This window comes from Parahaliea mediterranea, assembly GCF_003402235.1.
GTDB lineage: Bacteria > Pseudomonadota > Gammaproteobacteria > Pseudomonadales > Halieaceae > Parahaliea > Parahaliea mediterranea.
This window is the reverse complement of the sequence record NZ_QEWO01000003.1, coordinates 397,589-418,461: the sequence shown is the minus strand read 5'-3', so window position 1 is coordinate 418,461 and position 20,873 is coordinate 397,589. Positions and strand designations below refer to the sequence as shown.

The following is a 20,873-nucleotide window of genomic DNA, read 5'->3' as shown; positions in this document are numbered from 1 at the left end:
GACTATGCCGAGGCTCACCCGGCAGCAGGCGCACCAGTACTGGCGCCGCAACCTGTCCCTTATGTGCAAGCTGTTGCTGGTGTGGTTCGCCGTCAGCTACGGCTGCGGCATCCTGCTGGTGGAGCCGCTCAACCAGATTCGCCTGGGCGGCTACAAACTGGGCTTCTGGTTTGCCCAGCAGGGCTCCATCTACGTTTTCGTGGCGCTGATTTTCTACTACGCCCGGCGCATGGCGGCGCTGGATCGTGAATTCGGCGTGCACGGAGACGAGCGCTGATGGATTTACGCACCCTGTCCTACCTGGTGGTGGGCGCCACCTTCGTGCTTTATATCGGCATTGCCCTGTGGTCCCGGGCCGGCTCCACCCGCGAGTTCTACGTGGCCGGCGGCGGCGTGGGGCCCGTGGCCAACGGCATGGCCACCGCGGCGGACTGGATGTCGGCGGCGTCCTTCATCTCCATGGCCGGCATGATCGCCTTCATGGGCTACGGCGGCTCGGTGTTTTTGATGGGCTGGACCGGCGGCTTCGTGCTGCTGGCCATGCTGCTGGCGCCCTACCTGCGCAAGTACGGCAAGTTCACCGTGCCGGAGTTTATTGGCGACCGTTACTATTCCCGCAGCGCCCGGGCGGTGGCGGTGTTGTGCCTGATCATCTGCTCAGTCACCTATGTGATTGGCCAGATGAAAGGTGTGGGGGTGGCCTTTTCCCGCTTTTTGGAAGTGGACTACGAAACCGGCCTGCTGGTGGGCATGGCCATTGTGTTCTGCTACTCGGTGCTGGGGGGCATGAAGGGCATCACCTACACCCAGATCGCCCAGTACTGCGTGCTGATCACCGCCTTTACCATTCCGGCGATTTTTATCAGCCTGCAACTGACCAACAATCCCATCCCCCAGCTGGGGCTGGGCAGCAAAATTGCCGGCACCGACACCTGGCTGCTGGATAGGCTGGATCTGATTGTCACCGACCTCGGGTTCGACCAGTACACCACCTCAGCCCGCCTCAGCACCCTCAATATGTTCGCCTACACCCTGTCGCTGATGATCGGCACCGCCGGGCTGCCCCATGTGATCATCCGCTTTTTTACCGTGCCCTCGGTGCAGGGTGCGCGCAGCTCGGCGGGCTGGGCCCTGCTGTTCATTGCCATCCTCTACACCACCGCGCCGGCGGTGGCCGGCATGGCGCGGCTCAACTTCAACCAGACCATTGAGCCGGCGCCGGGCCAGTACCTGGCCTACGAGGAGCGGCCCCAGTGGTTTCGCAACTGGGAAAAAACCGGCCTGCTGGCCTTTGAGGACAAAAACGGCGACGGCCGCATCCAGTACAGCGCCGATGCCGCCAGCAACGAAATGGTGACTGTGGACAACGACATCATGGTGCTGGCCAACCCGGAAATTGCCCGCCTGCCCAACTGGATGATTGCCCTGGTGGCCGCCGGCGGGCTGGCGGCGGCCCTGTCCACCGCGGCGGGGCTGCTGCTGGCAATTGCCTCGGCCATCTCCCACGATCTGCTCAAGGGCATGATCGCCCCCGGCATCTCCGAGCGCGCCGAACTGCTGGCCAGCCGCATCACCATGGCACTGGCGGTGCTGGGCGCGGGCTATCTCGGCCTCAACCCGCCGGGCTTTGCCGCTGGCACCGTGGCGCTGGCCTTCGGCCTGGCGGCCTCGTCCATCTTCCCGGCGCTGATGATGGGCATCTTCTCCCTGCGGGTGAACCGCGAGGGCGCCATTGCCGGTATGCTGGCGGGCCTGGGCGTGACCCTGCTGTATGTGTTCCAGCACAAGGGGGTGATGTTCATCGCTTCCACCAGCTTCCTTGGCGACATGCCGCCCAACTGGTTTTTTGGCATTGAGCCCAATGCTTTTGGCGCGGTGGGGGCGCTGGTGAACTTTGCGGTGGCGATGGTGGTTTCTCGCTGCACCGCCCGGCCGCCGGCAGACGTGCAGGACCTGGTGGAGTCCATCCGCCTGCCGGCCGGCGCCGGTGAGGCGCAGGCGCACTGAGGCCCGGCTACAGGCGGTAGAGGTTGCGGTCGACGTGGTAGGTGAGGGCGGCCTCGGCATTGCCGCCTTCAAACATGAGCTTGAACATCCGCTTCAGTCCGGCGTTGCCCGCCACCGGCTTGCCCTTGAAGTAGCTGTGATCGGCGCCCACCCCGCGGCTGGCGGTGACATCCACATAGTTGGCATTGCGCGCCAGCAGGTTGCGGGTGTGTTGCCCCAGCCGCTCGCGCTGCTCGCCGCCGGGTTTGCGCCGCGACCACTTCAGGGCGTAGTCGTTTTCGTTGATCACTACATACAGCCGGTTGCGGCACTGCAGGCGTGGCACCCACTGCTCGTGCCCGGGGTTGTTGGCGTCGGCCGCCACCAGGGCGATATTGTCAAACACCAGCTGGCGCAGGCTGCTGTCGCCGGGCATGGAGGCATACTTGGCCAGGTAATTGCCCATGCTGTGGCACAGCAGGTTGAGGGTCAGGCTGCACTCCTTTTCCAGCAGCCGGGTGAACAGGGCCTGGGCCTGTTCCGGGCTGTTGGGGTGCTTGCGCCGGGCCTGTTCCAGCAGCGTGGCCTGAATGCCGGCAGTGAGCAGGGCGTGGTAGCGGTGCAGCAGGCCCACCGCCCGGTGCAGGGCGGTGGCCGACGAGCGGGCGTCGTCCTTGTCGTTCTTGTAGGCCAGGGTGCCGCTCAATGCGCCGCCGCCGTTGGCGGGCCAGGAGAAGGGCACCACAATCACGTTGTACAGGTGCTCCAGTTCCACCGCCGCGGTGAACACATCCCGCAGGTCGTTGTTGTAGCCGTGCACCAGCAGCAGGATGTGCTTGCCCTCCCGCCGGGCCTGGTCGAACACCGCGCAGGCCACCCGCAGGCTGGCGTACCAGGGGGTGTCGGGGTCAATGGGCAGGTGGTGCTGTAGGGCCAGCGCCTCAACTTCCTCGCGGGTGAGGCGGTCGGCCAGCACGGTGGTGGTGAAGCGGGTGCTGCCGGTCACCTCCACCAGGCGCAGCTCGTTGGGCCCGCTGGGGTTGGGCTCGTGGCCGAACACTTCCAGCCCGCCGCGTTCCTCGTGCAGGACCCGGTTGGTAATCACAAACATGGTGGCGCCCTCCCTGGTAGCTCTCCTTCAAGGTAGGCCAGTGCGGGGCGGGGCGCCAGTGGGCGGTTTAGCTGGCGCGGTTCTCGATCAGGCTGTCCACCACGCTCGGGTCCGCCAGGGTGGAGGTATCCCCCAGGCTGCCCAGTTCGTTCTCGGCGATTTTGCGCAGGATGCGGCGCATGATCTTGCCGGAGCGGGTCTTCGGCAGGCCCGGCGCCCACTGGATAACGTCGGGCTTGGCAATGGGGCCGATTTCCTGCACGCAGAGGTCCACCAGTTCTTTTTTCAGGGCGTCCGAGGGCTCCTCGCCATCCATCAGGGTAACGTAGCAGTAGATGCCCTGGCCCTTGATGTCGTGGGGGAAGCCCACCACCGCCGCCTCGGCTACCTTGTCGTGCAGCACCAGGGCGCTCTCCACTTCCGCGGTGCCCATGCGGTGGCCCGACACATTCAGCACGTCGTCCACCCGGCCGGTAATCCAGTAGTAGCCATCGGCGTCGCGGGTGGCGCCGTCGCCGGTGAAGTAGTAGCCGGGGTAGGTGCTGAAATAGGTGTCAATCAGGCGCTGGTGATCGCCGTACACGGTGCGAATCTGGCTGGGCCAGCTGGACTTCACTACCAGGTAGCCGGCGCCGGGGCCTTCGATTTCCGAGCCGTCCTCGTTCAGCAGTGCCAGCTCCACGCCGAACATGGGGAAGGACGCGGAGCCGGGCTTGAGGTCGGTGGCGCCGGGCAGGGGGGTAATCATCTGCGCGCCGGTCTCGGTCTGCCACCAGGTGTCCACAATGGGGCAGCGGGAATCGCCCACAACCCGGTAGTACCACTCCCAGGCCTCCGGGTTGATCGGCTCGCCCACACTGCCCAGCAGGCGCAGGCTGGCGCGGGATGAGCGCTTCACTGGCTCATCGCCCACCGCGTGCAGGGCGCGGATGGCGGTGGGAGCGGTGTAAAAGGTGGCCACCTGGTGCTTGTCGATCACCTCCCAGCAGCGGCCCGCGTCCGGGTAGGTGGGCACGCCCTCAAACATCAGCGAGGTGGCGCCGTTGGCCAGGGGGCCGTAAACAATGTAGGTGTGGCCGGTGACCCAGCCCACATCGGCGGTGCACCAGTACACCTCGCCCTCGTGGTAATCAAAGGTGTACTTGAAGGTCATGGCGCTCTGCAGCAAATAGCCGGCGGTGGTGTGCAGCACGCCCTTGGGCTTGCCGGTGGAGCCGGAGGTATACAGGATGAACAGCGGGTCCTCCGCGTCCATGCTCTCGGGCTCGCAATCGGCGGCCGCGGCGGCGGTGGTCTCGTGATACCAGACATCCCGCCCTTCCTGCCAGTTCACCTCGCCACCGGTGCGCTTAACCACCAGGCAAGTGTGTACCTTGGGGCAGGCGGCGAGGGCGGTGTCGGCGTTGGCCTTCAGCGGCACCTTCTTGCCGCCGCGCAGGCCCTCGTCGGCGGTAATCAGCGCCTGGCAGTCGGAATCCAGAATGCGGTCCTTCAGGGCCTCTGGCGAGAAGCCGCCGAACACCACCGAGTGAATGGCGCCAATGCGCGCGCAGGCCAGCATGGCGTAGGCGGCCTCGGGGATCATCGGCATATAAATGCACACCCGGTCGCCCTTCTTCACGCCCCGCTCGCGCAGGGCATTGGCCAGGCGGCACACCGCTTCGTGCAAAGCGGCGTAGGTAATGTGCTTGCTGTCCGCGGGGTCGTCCCCCTCCCAGATAAAAGCCGTCTGCTGCGCGCGTGTGGGCAGATGGCGGTCAATGCAGTTCACGCTCACATTCAGCTTGCCGCCGGCAAACCACTCGGCCTTGCCGGCGGCCAGGTCGGCGCTCACCACCGTGTCCCAGGGCTTGTCCCAGCTCAAAAATTCCTCCGCCTGCTCGCCCCAGAACCCGGCCGGGTCACTGATGGAGCGATCGTACATGGCGCGGTAGCGCTGCGCGTTGATGTGGGCGTCGGCAAAACTGGCAGGAACCGGGTATACGCGGGATTCAGACATGGCTTGGCTATCCGTGATTATGGCTTATGGATGGGTGAGGGATAGTGATGATACTACTCGCAGGTTGTGTCGCAAGCGGTGGGGGTGGAGGATGGGGAAGAGGGAAGCGCGGGCGTAGGATGCAGGGGCGTGTGACCAGACTGAATCTGCTCAGGCGAGCACCTGCAGCCCCTTCTCTGCCACCAGGTTGAGCAATTTCAGGGATGGACCATTGGGTCTTTTTGCGCCCCGTTCCCATTTTTGCACCGTCGATAAGCTGGTATTCAAATAAGCTGCAAATACTGCCTGGCTGGCCTTCGCCTCCTTGCGGATACGTCGAATATCGGCAGCGTTCAGGGGCTTTACCGGTGGCAGGCACAGCGCATCAAACTCACGCAGCGTCAGTTCATCCATGACGCCTGCTTTATGCAGGTCTTTCGCACTTTCATGCACAACATCCAGAATGGATTTACTCATCGGCGATTACCTCTATCAACACACCCGCGCGCGATCGGTAAGCCCCTCTTTGGCTGCCCAGCGGCTAAATGCCTTGAGTTTATAGATGCGCACAAGGTGCCTTCGCACGCTCTCGCGACAAATGGTAGCACTTGGTGCCATGGTCTGCACCAGGCAGATAGCACAAGCAGGATAGGGGAGGGCGGGAGGTTGCCGGGTGCATGACGGTGGATACTCTCAGCGCGACGGGCGAAAATTTGAGAGGTTAGGTGAAGTGGCGCCATAACTCGCGCCCGTGGCCTAAAGTGGTAGAATGTCCGCCCTTTTTCAGACCCCCAAGGCCCGCAAGTGCCCACACGCTACGTAGAAACAGCCCGCCTGCCCACCGATTGGGGCGTGTTTGATATGCACGGCTTTGAGGACGCCCAGGCCAATAAAGAGCACGTAGTGCTGACCATGGGCGACGTTGCCGACGGCGAGCCGGTGCTGGCCCGCATCCACTCCGAGTGCCTGACCGGCGATGCCCTGTTCAGCCTGCGCTGCGACTGCGGCAACCAGCTGGAAGCGGCGCTCAAGGCCATCTCCGAGGCGGGCCGTGGCGCGCTGTTCTACCTGCGCCAGGAAGGGCGCGGCATTGGCCTGCTGAACAAAATCCGCGCCTACAAACTGCAGGACGCCGGCGCCGACACCGTAGAGGCCAACGAACAGCTGGGCTTTGGCGCCGACATGCGCGACTACTCCATCCTCGGCCCCATGCTGCAACACCTCAACATCCAGCAGGTGCGCCTGATGACCAACAACCCCCGCAAAGTCGCCGCCCTGGAAGCCGCCGGCGTGAACGTGGTGGAGCGCATTCCCCTGCACACCGACTGCAACCCCCACAACGAGAAATACCTGCAGACCAAAGGCGCCAAGCTGGGGCATTTGTTCAACGATTAGCTGCGCTGAGTGTTTCCAGTCAGGCTATACGGGTTTTCCAGTTTCCAGGGCTTCGACTACCATGCAATACAGCGAGTACGAGAATCTCGTCCGGGAGAATCCTATAGAAGATGGCGAAAGGAAAGCGCCTGATAAGGGCTCTTCTGGTCTTGCGATAGGCGACCGGGAAGGACGTTGGATTGGCGCCAATGGCGTCCAGTGCGATGAGTACTTGATTCAGAAACTGGTGTCCAAGGCCTGATCGCTGCCTTTCATACCATTGGGCGGCTTCTTTTAAGTCTTGTTCCGCTTCGTCCCTGATGCGGATGGCAAGCATTACAATTGCCTTCGAATTTCTTCAATTGCGTCATGTGCCCCCCGCCCTGATCGCTGATCCTGCTCGAATGCGGCTATCCGTCTGTCCAACTCCGTAGCTTGTTCAGCGGTGAGTGGAATCGCGGATTGTTCCTGTGCGATGCTGTCCCACAAATCCTCGACGAGGCGGATTCGCTCTTCTACGGGCAGCTGACTGAACTGGGTATTCATTGCCCAAATCATACTCGCTGGAATAGCGCTGTCCAGCTTGCTCTGCCTTCAAAAAACTACCGATCCCGCTCCACAATATAACGCCCCAGGTTCCGCAGCATATCCGCGGACTCGCCAAACTCCGCCAGCGCCCCCAGCGCCTCATCCAGCAGGCGCGTTGCCTGTGCCCGTGCATCCTCAAGCCCCAGCAGCTTCACATAGGTCGCTTTGTTAGCGGCCTCGTCCTTGCCCTGGGTCTTGCCGAGCGTGGCCGTGTCGCTCTCCACATCCAGAATGTCATCCACTACCTGGAAGGCCAGGCCAATGCGGTCCGCGTAGGTGTCCAGCGCGTTCAGTTGCGTATCGCTTGCACCGGCGGCAATGCCACCCAGCGCCACCGCAGCGCGAATCAGCGCACCCGTCTTCATCGCGTGCATGGCTTGAAGCGCCTCCAGATCGAGCGCCTTGCCTGTGGATTGGATGTCCACAAACTGCCCGCCGACCATGCCCGCAAAGCCCGAGGCCTGCGCCAGCACCTTCACCATGCGAACCTTCTGCTCGGCGGATAGCCCCGGCGCGTTGGCGATCAGCTCAAAGGCCCGCGCCTGCAGGCCATCGCCCACCAGAATCGCCGTGGCCTCGTCAAAAGCCTTGTGCAGCGTGGGCCGGCCCCGGCGCAGGTCGTCATCGTCCATCGCCGGCAGATCATCGTGGATGAGGGAATAGGTGTGGATGAGCTCCAGCGCTGGAGCTACCGCCCCTGCCGCCCCATCGCTGCTTTCATCGCCACCCTCATCGACGCCCTCGACCCCACCCACAGCGCGGGCCGCCGCGCAGCACAGCACCGGGCGAATCAGCTTGCCGCCGCCGCCCAGCGCATGCGCCAGCGGCGCCGAGAGCGATGCCGGCATGCCCGGGCCATCCGCCGGCAGATTGGCCAGGGCCGCAGAACACTGCGCGCGGCACTGCTCCACAAACAGCGCGAGAGAAGCGTCCACCTAGCCTGCCGCCTCGTCTTCGCCTTCCGCGTCACTGGCGGCCAGCAGCTGCTGAACCTTCTGCTCCGTCTTAGCCAGCTCATCCTGCGCCGTGCGAACCAGGCCAATGCCCTTCTCAAACTCCGCCATGGTGGCTTCCAGAGATGTCTCGCTGCTTTCCAGCGTGGCGATCACCTGCTCCAGGGCGGCGAGGTTGTCGGCGAAGGTGGGGGTGGGCTTTTTGCTGGGCATACTAAACGCTCGTGATAATTCAGAAGGCTGATTCTACTGTCCCTTTGCAAGGAGATGGGAGGCATTACAATCGAACCCATGTTCATTAGGAGGAATTTTGACTGGCAGCCGTATTGTAGTTGCCAAGCTTAATGATACAGGCCGGCATCCATGAGAGGTGATTTAAAGCAAAAAATAACCCAAAATTTTTGTATTAAGGGCAGCTCAGATAATATTAAAAATAGCTATTACAAATCTCTATAAATCGAAGGGTAGAGTCTATCGCGTTCTTTTCTTCAAGTCTCATAGATTCCAGCGCCTTAGCTCGGGTAGCTCGCGCCCAACTAATTTCATCCATCCCGAATGCAATGCCAAAGCGCTTCCGCTCGTCCTGATACCAGTCCCTCTTAGACATTCCTGCCGGCGGTACAACAATTGAATCACAACCGCATGCTGCTGCATAAGAGGAGTACATAGTGTAAGGGTCATAAGAGTAAAATATCTCCCGCTGCTGAAAGGCCGTGGCAATTTCTTTATGACTTAACCCGTCTAGCTTAAGTGATTGCTCACTGTGAAAATTTCTAGTTGGCGCACCTTTTCGTATCATGTGGCATTCACCGGAGCGTGGAAATCTGATGGTTTCAGGTTCATGATAAATATCGTCACGGACCCATAAGGTCTGGAGTAAGCCTCCATCAATTAGGTTCGGAACATTGGAGCGGAAAGTATCCTGATAGTAAAACATTAAGTCGCCTGAACCATACTCTATGCGGCCTGTGTGAAATCCCGGTTTATGCAAAAACCACCTTACACAGCGTCCACAGCCCATGGGGTCACCATTAATAATCTCAGGGTACACAGCGATTGCGTTTAGAAGTGTCTCTGGAGTTGCAGTCGGGGTATCAAAGCCCGGATTCTTGTAGAATTCACCATTTCGGAATTTATTAATCAGAAAATGACATTCTCGTAATTTAAGAGAGAGATTCGAATGCTTTATAGGTGATGGTTTGCTAATGGGCCAAAGGAAAGCGCGTTGTCCTAATTGGCGAAGTATGTGGCAGAGGCGGTGTAATGCAATGGCGCCACCTGAGTTCTCATCAAATTTTGGCGCATAGACGACAAAGTCTAGCTTGCTGGGAGGGTTTTTCATGGTTAAAAATAATTTAAAAATCCGATTGTTTGCTTTATTTGATGTCGAGCAAAGGGCGATAATAAAATGCAAAAAAGCAACGCAATACAGCCGGATGAAACTATGGTAAATGAAGCCATTGGTCTGCTGAGCCCATCAAGGCTTCCAATCCACCATTGAAGAAATATAAGAACTATAATGCTAATTGATATGGGTTTTAAGAAACGGAACAATAAGCTGTGATACAGTCCAGGAGCAAAAACTTTATGAATGTAAGGAGACCATAAAAGCACATCAGCAATGCGAAACAGGAACCAGGTCAGCGCAGCGTCTTTAACATTTCCCGAAATAGCTAGGCTTGCAAGCACAGGGGTTTGTAATAAAGCAGAAAAACTTAACCAAATGACGTGAAGGCGCATTTTGCCGTGCACATACTGTAGGAAATAATGGAAACTGGAAAGCGCCATTGTCCCACTTCCTAACGCATACCAAAATAGAATATCTTTTCCCCATAGTCCAGCTTCGTAGCTTCCAGTCCAGGCCTGTAGAAGTGGCTGAGAGAAAATGGCAATGGTAAAAGTTACAGGAGCAATTACTATGCAGAAAAGTTCAGCTCCATTTAAATAGGCCGCCCTAAAACCCGCTTCTTCACCAGAAGAAAATAAGGCAGTTAATCTTGGCAGTAGAGCTTGGCTAATCGGTCCGGCGGCTTGAAAAATTGCAGTAGTGATAAAAGTTGCCGCTGATAAATAGCCGAACTCTGCTAAGGTTAAAGTTTTTGAAAAAATTAGCTTGTCAAATTGAACAAGTAAAATTGAAACTAAACTACTGAATGCGATGGTGCCAGCAAATGGAAGCCCCTCCATTACAGAGGGCAAGCTAAAAAGCGGCCTTAAAGGCATTTTTTTGGGTATTTGCCTATATGATATGACTGCCAATAACAGCAGTTCTATTGCGCTTATTGCCAACTGGTAGTAAAAAAAAACGACCACATCGGTGGTGAAGCAAGTTAATAGTACTAACGATCCAGGATAGCGGGCAGTAGAGCTAATGGAAATCATAATATTGAGAATGATCTGTCTTTCAAGTCCGACTAACGTACTTTTGTAGAGGGACATCCATAATCGGAGCCCAATTGTTGCTCCAATTAATGCCAGGCAATCTGTAAGAGAATTAAGATCTAAATTAGACGCTATTAGCCATTCTTCTGCAATTATCTTTCCACCAAAAAAGAAAAATCCGGATATGCACAGAAAAACAACAAAAAATACCAATTCTAGACTCTTCACGAGTAGAACAAAATTCTGTGGCTCTTGATACCCCTTTGTGGCCGCGGTGCGTGCTGTTAACTGTGATAGCCCAAGGTCGAGAACATTTAACCAAGCCTGGGCAAGTGAAAAAAATCCAACGAGTCCATAGGCTTCCGGGCCAAGATGCTGGAAGTATAGGGGAACCACCAGTACAGCGATAATTGCGCTATATGCTGTTCCGGCGTAGTTGGCCAGCGTGTTGGTTCTGAGAGCCACGAAGCCTTATTACGCGATAGAGGATATGTAGAACATATAGATTCGAGTTAGGCTGATTCTAAAATTTTTAGCACTCTGTCCTGTTCGCTGTTGCTAAGCGAGGGGAACAGCGGCAGACAAAGTATATTACGGGAAGCATTAATTGCGTTCGGAAGATTTTTTGGATCTGCTGATGGAAAATCACGATACATTGGGAATTCAGTAAGTAAGGGCGAAAAGTACTTTCTTACCCAGATGTTACTTTCTCTAAATCTATTATAAAGTTCGTCACGTGTCAGAGGGTAAGCAGCGGTGATAAGAATAGGAAAGTATGAATGATTTGTTGATTCAACGATACGAATTCCTTTTAGCAATTTTAGCCTTTGAATATAGCGGTTTGCTACTGCCTTCCTGCGTTCCAGCACCTGGTCTGCATACTGAATCTGGACAATTCCTAGTGCTGCGTTGAATTCGCTCATTTTTCCATTAATGCCGGGCGCTACGACAGTTTGCTCATCTACATAACCAAAATTCTTTAACCGATCAATGCGTTGCTTTGTTTTAGTGTCCGGGCTTATTATTGCACCACCTTCAAAAGTGTTAAACACTTTTGTTGCGTGAAAGCTAAGTACCGACAGATCGCCAAAATTAAGAATGCTTTTTCCATCTACTTCAACTTTGAAGGCATGGGCTGCATCGTATACAAGGCGTAAATTGTAGTTGTCAGCAATATTCTGTAAATGATTTACATCGCACGGCTGACCATAACAATGCATGGGTAAAATTCCTGTGGTATTTGGCGTAATCGCATCCCCAATGCGATTGGCATCGATGTTAAGGGTAATAGGGTCAATATCTACAAAGATTGGTTTTATCCCATTCCATAGAAGAGCGTGAGAGGTGGCGGGGAAAGAGTATGGACTGGTAATTACTTCACCAGAAATTCGAAGAGCTTGTAGAGCAGTGATCAATGCAATGGTTGCATTGCAAAAGAGTGATAAATACTCAACTCCGAGATAGCGAGCCAATGCTTCTTCAAAATCTTGGTGATAAGGCCCACTGTTGGTAAGTTGGCGACTCTCCCAGATTTTTTCCAGGTGTGGTAGGAATTCCTCCAGCGGAGGTAGTTCAGGTCGGGTTACATAAAGCGGGTTCTCTGGCATAGTCATGACCGTAGAGTTAAAGGTATTTTGATCAGGGCTTTCGAGCTACTAGAGTGTACTGGATGGGCATTAAGGAGCGACCTTCTGTTTCAAGCGACTTCAACTCTTCTATTTCAAATTTCCTAAATAATTGTCTAAGTCCATACTCAGTAAATCGCCAGCAGTCTGGCAGCGGTCCATGTATACGAAAATTATAAGGAGTACTAACGAAAACTCTTCCGCGAGACTTAAGGAGATCAAATAAATTGTCACATGCATCAAAAGGCTGCAAGGTGTGTTCGAGTACTTCAGTACAAACGATGCCGTCGAAAAATCCGATCCTCCCAGGAAGATTTCGATCACAAATGTCTGCGATATGTGTGGCACCACTGGCAGGATCAATGTCTAGTGTTTCAATTTCCACGTTTTCCGGGAAGAATGGTCGAGCGCCAGAGTGAATTTGTGGCGCAATGTCAAGCACGCGTGCAGTGATAGACTTTTTGAACTGACTCCCCGAATTTTTTAGAAAATCATGTATGTTAGCGCGTAACAAAGAAAGCGCCTGGATGTCAAAATCGCTTGGTATCTGATTCTTTTTTACCACGATGATTCACTCTAAAGAAAATAAGGATTCGATCATGCTGCAGTCGAAAGTTTGTATTTTACAGATAGATTCAATTTCTCTACGCTCTGAATAGCTGTCATCTATAAATATGGCATTAGCCGAGTTTTTATCAATATAATCTGATTTTCTTCTGCCGTCGGTGATGTGTACTATAGAATCAAAAAGTGATAATAGGCGCCTTTTTTTAATATCTGACAATAGTTGACCTTTGTGTTTGCTAATTAAGTGAATCTCTGCCCCTCTTTCCGAAAGGTGGAGTAAAAGCCCAACCAAGCGGATGTTTATTCTATCAGCTATAACTAGGGTGTCATCGTAGTCGACATAGATTTTTTGAGGTAGTTCTTGATCTTCTATCTTGCTATGAAAGCTCAACCTGCGGTACAAGATTGCATTCTTTTCAATGGGGCTGATACTGATTGGTAGTCTCTCATGCTCGAAAATTGTCAATAAAGGAAAGTTTACACCGCGTATCCTGTTGCAAGCCATTGATCCGGCTATTCGTGGGGCGACTTCTAAGAGAGTTAATTCTCCGCTTTTAGCGCGCTTTATCTGAAAAAACCAAGCTCCCTGCATGCCAAGTTTAGAGCTGATTGCTCTTGCCATTGCATCTGCGTTGGGTAGTTGCAATGTTCGCGTAATAACACTTATTCCGTTCTTAATATGTAGTCGTTCGCGAGCACCGCAGTACAATAGTCCATGATCTCTGTCACTAAAGCAGTCTACAGTAAACTCTGGTCCTGGCAGGTACTCGCATACGATCAGGTCGCTTCGTTTCTCTATCGCGGCTTCGTATTGCTGAAGTGAGTCAATGCGTTGAGCGTCAATTGATCCGTTTCCACAGTCAGGTTTTATAAAAACGGGGTATTCGATTTCTTCTGTGGTTAAAGGGTGAACTTTCGGTACTCGAACCAAGCCCTCTAATTCTTTATAGGTTCGTGTTTTTGAGCGTGTGATTTCACAACACCATGTCGATGGGATTAGTGGTATTGAAGCCATGAATTTACGTTGCTTTGCTAGAGCAAGTATGACGTCGTCATGTGCGGGGTATATGTAGTCAATATCCCATTTGGAACACAAGGCGTTAATCTGATCTACCCAAACTGGGTTGGTTACGGGTTCAACATATGCATGTTTTTCTGCACGCAGTGGACTGATATTTTCGTTGTTGGCAGACGCGCCATACAAATCAATTTCTTTTGCATCTCTAAGGGAGGAAAATATTTCGCAGGCAATTTCAGTTGTATCTGGAAATACTAATACTCTGCGTGGAAAGCTATTTTTCATATATCCTCGGAGGTCTATTTTCTGACTTGTTAACAAAAATATTGGAGAGAAAAGTTCTCTGCCGATCCGGTAACGTCTTAAAGGTGTTTGTGTTAGATTAGTGGTTTTTTTCTAATGAGGAAGTTTTGGTAGATTTGACTTCGCTCTTCTTTCCTAGGTTCGCGGTTGTGCCTTCAATAATCCCTTGAGATGCATGTAATATGAGCTTCCAGCGTCTGTTTCCATATACTGCATGGGTGTATACCAGTCCCAAAGAATACCAGCTACTCCTAACCTTCCACCGCCAATCTATTCTTGGATCCTTGAGAAGAGCGACAAAGTTCCTAAGCCGATAATACAGCCTCGTTGGGCTATACAGGCTCTCGTTTCGCCAGCCAAAGTACCAAACACGAACGGCGTTCTCACCCATTCGCTGATACATCCTGGCGGGGCCGCAGCCGATCAGTTTGAGGCCCAAGTGCCTGGCCCGCATTCCCCATTCTGTGTCTACGTGGTCGATGAAGAAGTCTTCACGCATTAAGCCGACTTTTTGCAAAATTGCAGCGGGTATCAGCGTGCCGGATGTAATTAGCGATAGAGCTTCGATATAGGGGGTGTCTTCTGTCGGCCACCCGTGCGAATAGAACAGGTTGCCTGGCTTCTGGACTTGGAATGGGTAGGTTAATTCGGTGTGCATGTCGGTGTAGCAGGGGCCTACTGCGGCAATGTCGCCGGTATTCTGTTCACATGCGTAGTAGCCCTTAACCAGTTCGGCCACCATGTTGGGCGCCGGCAGGCTGTCTTGATCGCTGAGCAGTACAAAATCGCTGCCTGCACTCATGGCCTGTTCGCAGCCTGTATTCAGTGCTGTAGCGATGCCGAGGTTTTCGCCAAACCGGATGGTTTGGCAGCGCTCTGGTGATATGGACTGCTGCAAAAGCGCGCCCAGTGCGGGGTTTGCTTCGCCGGGTGTGTTATCGACAACGATAACGCGATGCGTTTGTTGCAGCAGAGCGTCGAGCAGGGGTGCGAATTCTTCTGCTTTGGGGTGGTAGGTGACGACAATGCTTGAAATTGTCGGCATGGTGGCGGTGGTCAAACTCATCGGCTTGCCGTGTTCGTGAGCTTGGGCAGTCCATACTGGTACAGCATGCTGAGTTTGCGAGGCGTCAGGCGAAATCCTTCAAGATACTGTGTCAGGCTGGCCTGCCTGGATGCTTGTTTTGTTTTCCGCTCCCGCAGAAGTTGGGGAAGCTGGAGCACCAGTTCACGCGGTACGTTAAGGTAGATTTCAACCACCGCGCGTGCATCAACCCGAAGTAAGCCGAACAGCAGCCCCTCGGCCAGCAGTGCAATGAGATGAATCAGCAGTAACGGCCATACAAGTACTGTTGGTGTCATAACCAGCAAGGTAAACGTCTTGTTTCTCTCGCTGTAGCGTCTTCTGCGATAGGTGCTGGCAAGCCGGCCTTCGGTTGCTTTGTTGCCGCCAAAGCTGCCGCCCTGACGATGCCGGTAGCCACTTTTCGTAAGTGCCTGTACTTGCAGGCCAGCCAGCCGGGCGGCGCAGCACAGGTACATATCTTCTCCAATTGACTCCAGCCACTCGGGGAATCCACCGAGTTGCCCCCATTGGTGCCGCCCCACCCATAGGCACGCCCCAATCACCATGGCAACGTCACTGCGCTCCGGGGAAAGGTTTGGCACTGGGTTGTAGAAGGGATCCAGCAGGCAGCCTCTATCCACAAGCTCGTGAGTTTCCCAGTCGTACTGGGGAAGTGTGAGGATGGCGTTGGGGTGTTCTTCAGCGACAGTTTGTAGTGTTACCAGAGCGTCGGGGAACAGTGCGGCGTCGTTGTTCAGCAGCAGTATGTATTCGCCTTTGGCCTGCTCAACCATCCGGTTGTTGGCCACGCAAAAGCCGACATTGGTGTCGCTGGCAATTACCTTTACCTGTGGATAGCGGGTAGCAAGAAATGGCAAGGATTCCGGGTCTGACGCATCATCGTGCACGATGATTTCAGTCCGCACGTCGCCGGTCTGTTGCAGTACGGAATCAATGCAGTCTGCTAACAGGTCAACACCCCGGTAGTGTGCAATGCACACCGAAACAATGGACGCTGAATGGCTGGCTAGTGCGCGCTGTTGTTGATCCATTCCCATGTCGCCTGCAGGCCAGTGGAAAGGGTGTACTTAGGCTGCCAGTTAAAATGCTGTTGGGTTTTGGTGCTATCGAATCGTACTTCACTGGCATCCACGGCCCTTGCCGGTTTGAACCGCAAGTTGAGGCCCAGCCCCCCGATGCCGGCGATGATGTCTAACAGTTGATTCAGGCTCACGCAGTCGCCGCTCGATGCGTTGAATGTGCTGGTGCCCGGGCTGCCGCCATCGTCTATGGCTTTGCTCAGCAAGGTAATCAGGTCGTCTATGTAAAGGTAATCCCTGATGGCGCTGCCATCGCCCCAGATTTCCAGGGTTTTATTTTGTTGTTGCGCACTGAGCGCAGCGGGAATGATGCCAAAGCCCTGGCGGGTTTGTTGCCCTGGCCCATAGACGTTGGAGGGCCGGAAGACGGTCGCTTTGCCTTTGTATTGGTGTGCCCAGGCGGTGATGAGCATTTCTGCCGCGAACTTGGTGGCGCCGTGATACGAGGCCGGGCGGGGCAGGTCGGCTTCAACGAAGGGTTTGCCCGTCACATTGCCGTAGGTTGCGCCGGCGGAGGATAGGTAGATGAGGTGCGGCGGCGCTTCGAACTGCAGTTGCTGGAGCAAAATGCTCAGCGGGCGAAGGTGCTGTTCTATCTCGTCAACGGGTTTGCCGGCGCTGCTGCCTGGGGTGCTGGATGATGCGGTGTACACAACGCAGCCACATGTGCTGAGCACGTTGCCAAGGTCTGTCGCGGCTTCGACGCCGCCGGTAATGTAATTGACGCCGGCAATGGGCTTGGCCGGCTGGTGCCTGGTCAGCGCGTAGACGGAACGCATGCCTTTCAGTCGGCTGCACAGGGCATGGCCGATAAAGCCGCTGGCGCCCACAACCAGTACCGGTTCATTCATGGCGGTTTGCGCCCAGTGTTTGGTAGAGGGCGGCGTACCGCTGTGCGCATTCAGCCCAGGTGCCAATTTCTTCGGTGACCCAGTCGCGCGCGGCCCGGCCAAAGCGCTGGTTTAGCTCGGGGGTTTCTGCGGTTTGAAGAGCCGCTTCGTAGTCCTGTGGGGTTGAGCAAAGCAGGCCGGTGGTATCGGGCCATACCAGGTTGCGGTGTGCCGGCAGGTCCGATGCAATGATCGGCAGCGTTGCGGCCATGGCTTCAAGCATCACCTGCGGGCGCCCCTCGGCGTGCTGGCTGAGGGTGATAAGCCCTGCAGCCTGGGGGAACCAGTCTCTCGCCAGTACCTCGGGCGAAGCGGCGCCGTGGTAATGAATCCACTCGGGCAGGGCGATGTCTTCCTGCATTGGGCCGATCAGGTGCAATTCGCGCTGCTGGTCGCGAAACAGCGGTTCAGACCATGTCAGAAGGGGGCCAAGTTTGTCCCTGGTCAGCCGGGTCACGGCAAGCCATTTGGGGCGCTCCAGACTGGGCTGGCGCTGCACCGCAAACCAGATGGGGTCAATGCCAAAGGGCACGGGCTGGATAATTGCCAGGTCGCCAAAGGCACTGGTCAGTGGCTCTGTCATCCATTCGGCATTGGGGCAAATCGCTACGGGGCGATTGCGCATTGCCCGCCGCAGGGCCTGCTTAACCAGTGGCAGAGAGAGCAGCTTTAAGTCGGTGCCCAGTACGGTCATCAGTACAGGGGTGTCTGATCGGGGCAGGGGCAGCGCGGTTTGCAGCCAGTTCAAGTGGTAGATGTCGATGTGTTGTTCGCGCCGATACAGGCTGCGAAGATAGCGCAGCAGTTTCAGCGGCGTTGCCAGTGCCGCAAGCCCGCCAGAGCGCATGATGTGCGCCACGCCGCCATGGTCCATCAGTTTTTTCAGCCAGGCGGACTCTTCAGGAGTAGCGGCCTGCGTTGCGCCCGAAGGAAGGGGGCCAGGAGGAGCCCATACCGACAGGGTGATGTTATCCCGCGCTGCCAGCGCGTGCGCAAGGTGGCGAATGAACACGCCGCGCCAATCGGTGTTGTCGATCGGGTAGGAGGTGGCGACGAACAGCAGGTTCATGGGGGCTGGACTACGCCTTATTGGCTGGGGGTTGGATACCACCAAACCCTAACACGGCTGCCACACCAATAGCGCTACCAAAGTCGAAAAAGGCGCGGGTCACCGGGTGGCGCTTATTTCAGCAGTGTCTTCACCGCATCATCCACTGTGAACAGCGGCGCTGAGCGGGTGGCGTTGACGATGCGCAGGATGTTGTCGGCGGTCATGCCGCAGGCGGCGCGCTGCTGGTCTTGCCCGCCGTGTTCGTGGAATTCATCGCCAAGGCCGAGTGTTCTGATGGTTCCGCGGAAGTCGGCCTGCATCAGGCATTCTGTAACGGCCGATCCGGCGCCGCCGGCGATGGCGTTGTCTTCCAGGGTGATGATGAGTTCACAGGTGGCGGCCAGTTGCAGCAGCAGGTCTTCGTCCAGGGGTTTTACCCAGCGCATGTCGACGACGGTGGCGTTCAGTGCTTCGGCGGCTTTGATGGCCTCGGGCAGCAGTGCGCCAAAGTTGAGGATGGCCACGCGTTCGCCTTCGCGCACGGTATGGGCTTTGCCAATGGGCATGCCTTCCATGGCCTCTATCACCAGCGCGCCGGGCCCGGTGCCGCGGGGGTAGCGCACGGCGCTTGGCCCCGGGTGCTGGTAGGCGGCGGTCAGCATCTGGCGGCATTCGTTTTCGTCGGAGGGCGCGCCAATCACTATGTTGGGAATGCAGCGCAGGTAGCTGAGGTCGAAGGCGCCGTGGTGGGTGGGGCCGTCCTGGCCTACCAGGCCGGCGCGGTCGATGGCGAAGGTGACGTCCAGGTTCTGCAGGGCTACGTCGTGAATGAGCTGGTCGTAGCCGCGCTGCAGGAAGGTGGAGTAGATGGCCACCACGGGCTTCAGGCCGTCGCAGGCCATGCCGGCGGCCAGGGTCACGGCGTGCTGTTCGGCAATGGCCACGTCAAAGTAGCGCTGTGGGTAGCGCTTGGCGAAGTCCACCATGCCGCTGCCTTCGCACATGGCCGGGGTGATGCCCACCAGGCGCGGCTCGCGCTCGGCCATGTCGCACAGCCAGCGGCCAAAGACGTCCTGGTATTTGATTTTTTTGGGGGCGCTGGGTTCGGGCAGGGCAGGTTGCGGCCCTTTGGGCTTGGCCTCGATTTTGTTGATGGCGTGGTAGCCCACCGGGTCGCGCTCGGCGGGGGCAAAGCCTTTGCCCTTCATGGTGCGGATGTGCAGGAACTGGGGGCCTTCCAGGTCTTTCATGTTTTCCAGGGTCTGGATCAGCCCGGGCAGGTCGTGGCCGTCGAGGGGGCCAATGTAGTGCCAGCCCAGTTCTTCAAACAGGGTGCCCGGGGCCACCATGCCTTTCATGTGTTCTTCGGTGCGCTTGGCCAGCTCCCAGGCGGGGCGGATTTTCTCCAGCACGCGCTTGGAGCCTTCGCGCAGGGCGATGTAGGTTTTGCTGGCCCAGATTTTGGCGAAGTAGGTGGCCAGGCCGCCCCGGTTGTAGCCGATGGACATCTGGTTGTCGTTCAGGATCACCAGCATGTTGGGCCGTTCGTGGCCGCCGTGGGCCAGGGCTTCGATGGCCATGCCGCCGGTGATGGCGCCGTCGCCGATCACGGCGATGACTTTGCGATCGATGCCCTGCTGGCGCGCGGCCAGGGCCATGCCCATGGCGGCGGAGATGCTGGTGGAGGAGTGGCCCACGCCAAAGGTGTCGTAGGGGCTCTCGCTGCGCTTGGGAAAGCCCGCCAGCCCGCCGGCTTGGCGCATGGTGTGCATTTGCTGCATGCGCCCGGTGAGGATTTTATGGGGGTAGGTCTGGTGGCCCACGTCCCACACGATGCGGTCATCCGGGGTGTTGAAGACATGGTGCAGGGCGATGGTGAGCTCCACCACGCCAAGCCCCGCGCCAAAGTGGCCGCCGGTTTGGCCCACGGTGTACAGCAGGAAGGCGCGCAGCTCTTCCGCCAGTGCTTCCAGCTGGGTTTCGCTGAGGGCGCGCAGGTGGCGGCCCTGGTCGATGGCGTCCAGCAAGGGGGTGGTGGGGCGGATAAGGGGGATGTCCTGCAACATGCGGCGATTCTAGCGCATTTCCGGGCTGAATGAATGGCCGGTGGCGGGCAATATTCACCGCCCGGAGCCGGCCCGCGCTAGTGGAATTTGGTGGGGAAATCTTCGCGCAGGGCCTGCTGCAGCAGTAAATCCAGGCGCAGGTAGCCGGCCGCGTTCAGGTGCACGCCGCCAGAGCGAAAGTAGCGGGAATCCGGCGTGCCGCTGGCATTGGCCAGCAGGGGGTTGGGGTCGATCAGCTCAAAGGCCGGGTGATCCACGCTCCAGTCGGCAAGCGCGGTGATCACGGCGTCGATGGTGGGCCAGTCGGCGCTGTGCAGGGGGCTGCGGATGGGCGCTAAAACGTAAAAGCGGCGCTGGCTGCTCACGCGGCTGTCCAGGGCTACCAGGTGCTGGATGGCCGCTGTCAGCTTGTCGGCGCTGTGGTTGGCCCGCAGGTGGAATTCGCTGGGGCCGGGCACCAGCACTACGGCGGCGGGGCGGTAAAAGCTCACCAGCCGCTCGTGGTAGTGAATGAAGTCGTTGACGGTGGCGTTGCCAAGGGTGCGGATCAGCAGCGGCATGGGGCTTACGGTGGCCTCCAGCTGCGGCCACAGGGACGCCCGGCGCCCACCAATCACCACCACGGGGTTGGCGGGCAGGGCGGTGCGCTCATCCAGCTGGATGTAGCGATCCACTTCGTGCTGCCAGGCCAGTGGCGAATCATCAAGGGTGGCTATACTTTCCTGGCCCACCAGAATGGCCAGGTGGATCAGCGGCAATAGCAGCAGGATCACGCAAAATGCGCGAATTGTTTTCCAGGCGTACATGCCCCGGCC

Annotated in this window: 21 protein-coding genes; 3 read left to right on the top strand and 18 right to left on the bottom strand. The window is 56.8% G+C overall.

Features of this window, described 5'->3' with window-relative positions:
* Nucleotides 1–4: 4 nt before the first annotated feature.
* Together DDZ17_RS11365 and DDZ17_RS11360 are read left to right on the top strand one after the other, a co-directional pair.
* Nucleotides 5–277 carry a DUF4212 domain-containing protein gene (locus DDZ17_RS11365; RefSeq protein WP_116366892.1) on the top strand — a complete coding sequence of 91 codons (273 nt, stop codon included), beginning with the start codon at nucleotides 5–7 and terminating at the stop codon, nucleotides 275–277.
* Nucleotides 277–2,007 (top strand): sodium:solute symporter family protein, encoded by a 1,731-nt coding sequence (locus tag DDZ17_RS11360; protein WP_116366890.1) that lies wholly within the window; start codon nucleotides 277–279, stop codon nucleotides 2,005–2,007. Before DDZ17_RS11365 ends, DDZ17_RS11360 begins: the two co-directional genes overlap by 1 nt.
* A 7-nt stretch (nucleotides 2,008–2,014) precedes the next feature.
* Here the strand turns inward: DDZ17_RS11360 and DDZ17_RS11355 are convergent, their stop codons facing one another.
* The 3 genes from DDZ17_RS11355 to DDZ17_RS11345 form a co-directional block, all read right to left on the bottom strand.
* Nucleotides 2,015–3,097, bottom strand: coding sequence for an alpha/beta hydrolase (locus DDZ17_RS11355; RefSeq protein ID WP_116366888.1), 1,083 nt, complete (start codon nucleotides 3,095–3,097; stop codon nucleotides 2,015–2,017).
* Between the two features lie 67 nt (nucleotides 3,098–3,164).
* The gene (gene acs, locus DDZ17_RS11350; protein WP_116366886.1) at nucleotides 3,165–5,096 is read right to left on the bottom strand and encodes an acetate--CoA ligase; all 1,932 of its coding nucleotides are present in this window, start codon (nucleotides 5,094–5,096) and stop codon (nucleotides 3,165–3,167) included.
* Nucleotides 5,097–5,246: 150 nt separating this feature from the next.
* Entirely contained in the window at nucleotides 5,247–5,552 is a 306-nt protein-coding gene (locus DDZ17_RS11345) for a helix-turn-helix domain-containing protein (RefSeq protein WP_116366884.1), read from the bottom strand.
* Nucleotides 5,553–5,879: 327 nt separating this feature from the next.
* On the opposite strand from DDZ17_RS11345, the gene ribA reads away from it, so the two are divergent.
* Nucleotides 5,880–6,470 (top strand): GTP cyclohydrolase II, encoded by a 591-nt coding sequence (gene ribA / locus DDZ17_RS11340; RefSeq protein WP_116366882.1) that lies wholly within the window; start codon nucleotides 5,880–5,882, stop codon nucleotides 6,468–6,470.
* Between the two features lie 19 nt (nucleotides 6,471–6,489).
* Here the strand turns inward: ribA and DDZ17_RS11335 are convergent, their stop codons facing one another.
* The 15 genes from DDZ17_RS11335 to DDZ17_RS11275 all read right to left on the bottom strand — a co-directional run bounded on the left by DDZ17_RS11335 (nucleotide 6,490) and on the right by DDZ17_RS11275 (nucleotide 20,864).
* Complete coding sequence (locus DDZ17_RS11335; RefSeq protein WP_116366880.1) at nucleotides 6,490–6,786, bottom strand: type II toxin-antitoxin system RelE/ParE family toxin; 297 nt, start codon at nucleotides 6,784–6,786, stop codon at nucleotides 6,490–6,492.
* Nucleotides 6,786–6,995 carry an addiction module protein gene (locus DDZ17_RS23030; protein ID WP_116367267.1) on the bottom strand — a complete coding sequence of 70 codons (210 nt, stop codon included), beginning with the start codon at nucleotides 6,993–6,995 and terminating at the stop codon, nucleotides 6,786–6,788. Before DDZ17_RS23030 ends, DDZ17_RS11335 begins: the two co-directional genes overlap by 1 nt.
* Before the next feature lie 56 nt (nucleotides 6,996–7,051).
* The gene (locus DDZ17_RS11325; protein WP_241505861.1) at nucleotides 7,052–7,972 is read right to left on the bottom strand and encodes a polyprenyl synthetase family protein; all 921 of its coding nucleotides are present in this window, start codon (nucleotides 7,970–7,972) and stop codon (nucleotides 7,052–7,054) included.
* Nucleotides 7,973–8,203, bottom strand: a complete 231-nt coding sequence (gene xseB, locus DDZ17_RS11320) for an exodeoxyribonuclease VII small subunit (RefSeq protein WP_116366878.1) — start codon at nucleotides 8,201–8,203, stop codon at nucleotides 7,973–7,975.
* Nucleotides 8,204–8,417: 214 nt separating this feature from the next.
* A complete protein-coding gene (locus DDZ17_RS22395) occupies nucleotides 8,418–9,332 on the bottom strand; it encodes a hypothetical protein (protein WP_157976583.1) in 915 nt (304 codons plus the stop codon).
* A 2-nt stretch (nucleotides 9,333–9,334) separates the two neighbouring features.
* Nucleotides 9,335–10,837 (bottom strand): lipopolysaccharide biosynthesis protein, encoded by a 1,503-nt coding sequence (locus tag DDZ17_RS22390; protein WP_157976582.1) that lies wholly within the window; start codon nucleotides 10,835–10,837, stop codon nucleotides 9,335–9,337.
* A 47-nt stretch (nucleotides 10,838–10,884) separates the two neighbouring features.
* Nucleotides 10,885–11,979 carry a DegT/DnrJ/EryC1/StrS family aminotransferase gene (locus DDZ17_RS11315; RefSeq protein WP_116367265.1) on the bottom strand — a complete coding sequence of 365 codons (1,095 nt, stop codon included), beginning with the start codon at nucleotides 11,977–11,979 and terminating at the stop codon, nucleotides 10,885–10,887.
* A 31-nt stretch (nucleotides 11,980–12,010) separates the two neighbouring features.
* Complete coding sequence (locus DDZ17_RS11310; protein WP_206613525.1) at nucleotides 12,011–12,562, bottom strand: class I SAM-dependent methyltransferase; 552 nt, start codon at nucleotides 12,560–12,562, stop codon at nucleotides 12,011–12,013.
* A 6-nt stretch (nucleotides 12,563–12,568) separates the two neighbouring features.
* Nucleotides 12,569–13,867 (bottom strand): ATP-grasp domain-containing protein, encoded by a 1,299-nt coding sequence (locus tag DDZ17_RS11305; RefSeq protein WP_116366876.1) that lies wholly within the window; start codon nucleotides 13,865–13,867, stop codon nucleotides 12,569–12,571.
* 97 nt (nucleotides 13,868–13,964) lie between these two features.
* Nucleotides 13,965–14,951, bottom strand: a complete 987-nt coding sequence (locus tag DDZ17_RS11300) for a glycosyltransferase family 2 protein (RefSeq protein WP_116366874.1) — start codon at nucleotides 14,949–14,951, stop codon at nucleotides 13,965–13,967.
* Nucleotides 14,948–16,003 carry a glycosyltransferase family 2 protein gene (locus DDZ17_RS11295; protein ID WP_206613524.1) on the bottom strand — a complete coding sequence of 352 codons (1,056 nt, stop codon included), beginning with the start codon at nucleotides 16,001–16,003 and terminating at the stop codon, nucleotides 14,948–14,950. The genes DDZ17_RS11300 and DDZ17_RS11295 overlap by 4 nt, the downstream gene beginning before the upstream one ends.
* Nucleotides 15,979–16,881, bottom strand: a complete 903-nt coding sequence (locus DDZ17_RS11290; protein ID WP_157976581.1) for an NAD-dependent epimerase/dehydratase family protein — start codon at nucleotides 16,879–16,881, stop codon at nucleotides 15,979–15,981. Before DDZ17_RS11290 ends, DDZ17_RS11295 begins: the two co-directional genes overlap by 25 nt.
* Before the next feature lie 13 nt (nucleotides 16,882–16,894).
* Entirely contained in the window at nucleotides 16,895–18,010 is a 1,116-nt protein-coding gene (locus tag DDZ17_RS11285) for a glycosyltransferase family 4 protein (RefSeq protein WP_116366868.1), read from the bottom strand.
* A 113-nt stretch (nucleotides 18,011–18,123) separates the two neighbouring features.
* On the bottom strand, nucleotides 18,124–20,058 hold the full coding sequence (gene dxs, locus DDZ17_RS11280; RefSeq protein WP_116366866.1) for a 1-deoxy-D-xylulose-5-phosphate synthase: 1,935 nt from the start codon (nucleotides 20,056–20,058) through the stop codon (nucleotides 18,124–18,126).
* 77 nt (nucleotides 20,059–20,135) lie between these two features.
* Complete coding sequence (locus tag DDZ17_RS11275; RefSeq protein WP_116366864.1) at nucleotides 20,136–20,864, bottom strand: SGNH/GDSL hydrolase family protein; 729 nt, start codon at nucleotides 20,862–20,864, stop codon at nucleotides 20,136–20,138.
* Nucleotides 20,865–20,873 lie beyond the last annotated feature (9 nt).

Excerpts from the sequence above, each read along its gene's own strand:
- DDZ17_RS11365 (WP_116366892.1), top strand. The coding sequence starts at position 5 with ATGCCGAGGCTCACCCGGCAGCAGGCGCACCAGTACTGGCGCCGCAAC.
- DDZ17_RS11360 (WP_116366890.1), top strand. The coding sequence starts at position 277 with ATGGATTTACGCACCCTGTCCTACCTGGTGGTGGGCGCCACCTTCGTG.
- DDZ17_RS11355 (WP_116366888.1), bottom strand. The coding sequence starts at position 3,097 with ATGTTTGTGATTACCAACCGGGTCCTGCACGAGGAACGCGGCGGGCTG.
- acs (WP_116366886.1), bottom strand. The coding sequence starts at position 5,096 with ATGTCTGAATCCCGCGTATACCCGGTTCCTGCCAGTTTTGCCGACGCC.
- DDZ17_RS11345 (WP_116366884.1), bottom strand. The coding sequence starts at position 5,552 with ATGAGTAAATCCATTCTGGATGTTGTGCATGAAAGTGCGAAAGACCTG.
- DDZ17_RS11335 (WP_116366880.1), bottom strand. The coding sequence starts at position 6,786 with ATGCTTGCCATCCGCATCAGGGACGAAGCGGAACAAGACTTAAAAGAA.
- DDZ17_RS23030 (WP_116367267.1), bottom strand. The coding sequence starts at position 6,995 with ATGAATACCCAGTTCAGTCAGCTGCCCGTAGAAGAGCGAATCCGCCTC.
- xseB (WP_116366878.1), bottom strand. The coding sequence starts at position 8,203 with ATGCCCAGCAAAAAGCCCACCCCCACCTTCGCCGACAACCTCGCCGCC.
- DDZ17_RS22395 (WP_157976583.1), bottom strand. The coding sequence starts at position 9,332 with ATGAAAAACCCTCCCAGCAAGCTAGACTTTGTCGTCTATGCGCCAAAA.
- DDZ17_RS11315 (WP_116367265.1), bottom strand. The coding sequence starts at position 11,979 with ATGCCAGAGAACCCGCTTTATGTAACCCGACCTGAACTACCTCCGCTG.
- DDZ17_RS11305 (WP_116366876.1), bottom strand. The coding sequence starts at position 13,867 with ATGAAAAATAGCTTTCCACGCAGAGTATTAGTATTTCCAGATACAACT.
- DDZ17_RS11300 (WP_116366874.1), bottom strand. The coding sequence starts at position 14,951 with ATGAGTTTGACCACCGCCACCATGCCGACAATTTCAAGCATTGTCGTC.
- DDZ17_RS11295 (WP_206613524.1), bottom strand. The coding sequence starts at position 16,003 with ATGGATCAACAACAGCGCGCACTAGCCAGCCATTCAGCGTCCATTGTT.
- DDZ17_RS11285 (WP_116366868.1), bottom strand. The coding sequence starts at position 18,010 with ATGAACCTGCTGTTCGTCGCCACCTCCTACCCGATCGACAACACCGAT.
- dxs (WP_116366866.1), bottom strand. The coding sequence starts at position 20,058 with ATGTTGCAGGACATCCCCCTTATCCGCCCCACCACCCCCTTGCTGGAC.
- DDZ17_RS11275 (WP_116366864.1), bottom strand. The coding sequence starts at position 20,864 with ATGTACGCCTGGAAAACAATTCGCGCATTTTGCGTGATCCTGCTGCTA.